Consider the following 1,486-nt stretch of genomic DNA (forward strand, 5'->3'; position numbering starts at 1 on the left):
GGGCGAACCCCGTGGTCGCCACCGCGGACGGCCCGCACCGCGACCTGTGGTGGGCGCACACCGGCGGTGGCGGCGGCAATTTCGGCGTGGTGACCCGCTTCCTGTTCCGCTCCCGCGACGCCGACGGCGCCGACCCGCACACCGCTCTGCCCGCGCCGCCCGCCTCCGTGCTCTCGGCCCGGCTGACCATTCCGCTGCTCGGTGAGCCGGATTTCGTCCGCTTCCTCGGCAACTACCTGCGCTTCTTCGAGGAGCACCGCGCGCCGGGCAACCGCTTCGACGGCCTCTACGCGCCCGTGAGCTTCCGCACCACCGGCACCGCCTACGCGCAGATGCTCATCCTGCTCGCCGACGACGAACCACCCACCGGCGGCCCGGCCGTCGGCTCGGCCGACCCGGGCTCGGCGAACAGCACACCCGCCGGTTCCGCGCGGGCGCGGGCGCTCTACGACGAGTTCCTGGCGGCGCTGCTGGACGGCGTCGGCGCGACGCCGACGGTGCAGCCGCCGGTCAGCCTGTCCTATGCCGACACTCTCGCACAGGTGTATTACCCCAAGGCGCCGTCGGTGCGGCGGGTCAAGGTGAAGGCCGCCTTCCTGCGCCGCGCCTACTCCGAGGAGCAGCGGCGGGTGCTCTACCGGCACCTGGTCGACCTGTCCGCCATCGGCGACACCGAGGTCGAGTTCCTGCCGCTGGGCGGGGCCGTCAACGCGCTCGCGCCCGACGCCACCGCCATGCCCGCCCGGGATTCGTTCCTGCAGATGCTGATCCACTCGGCGTGGCAGTTGCCGCTGGACGACGACCGTCACCTGAACTGGACCCGCCGCACTTTCGCCGACCTCTACACCGACACCGGCGGCGTGCCGGTGCCGGACGAGAACAACGGCGGCTGCTACATCAACTACCCCGACCCGGACCTGGCCGACCCGACACACAACCGCTCCGGCTTGCCCTGGCACCACTTCTATTACGGCGACAACTACGCGGAGTTGGTGCGGATCAAGCAGACCTGGGACCCGCGCGGGGTGTTCCGCCACCGCCTGTCCATCGGCCAACCGGGGTGAACGTCCCCGTGAGCGGCCCTCAGACGAGCGCGAACACCCGGCACGGCCCGCCGGACCCGCCGACGTGCTTCGGCGCGCCGACCATCACGGTGGCCCCCGACGGCGGCACGGCGGCCAGCCCGGCGAGCATCTCGACGCCGTAGCGCCCCGCGCCGAGCACGGCGGTATGGGTGGCGTAGTCGACGGCGCGGCCGTGGTCGATGCTCAGCGTGTCCACCCCGACACCGACGATGTCGTGCTCGGCGATCAAATACTCGGCGGCCGCCACGTCGATGCCCGGGGCGTGCGGTGCGCCCCCGGCATCGAGATTGAGGAAGGCGGCCGGATCGGCGAGCCTGCTCTCCCAGCCGGAGTACACCGCGACGAAGGCGCGCGGCGGGATGCGGCCGTGTTGGGACTGCCAGCGTTGCAGGTCGTCGCCG

2 protein-coding genes are annotated in these 1,486 nt (G+C 72.4%); one reads left to right on the forward strand and one right to left on the reverse strand.

The features are described from left to right. Positions 1 to 1,064: BBE domain-containing protein (locus QH283_RS30140; protein WP_280506303.1), on the forward strand; the 1,064-nt coding region annotated here is incomplete at its 5' end. A gap of 19 nt (positions 1,065 to 1,083) precedes the next feature. Here QH283_RS30140 and QH283_RS30145 read toward each other — a convergent pair. Continuing rightward, positions 1,084 to 1,486: cyclase family protein (locus QH283_RS30145; RefSeq protein ID WP_280506304.1), on the reverse strand; the 403-nt coding region annotated here is incomplete at its 5' end.

The organism is Nocardia farcinica, assembly GCF_029867845.1.
Taxonomy (GTDB): Bacteria; Actinomycetota; Actinomycetes; order Mycobacteriales; family Mycobacteriaceae; genus Nocardia; species Nocardia farcinica_A.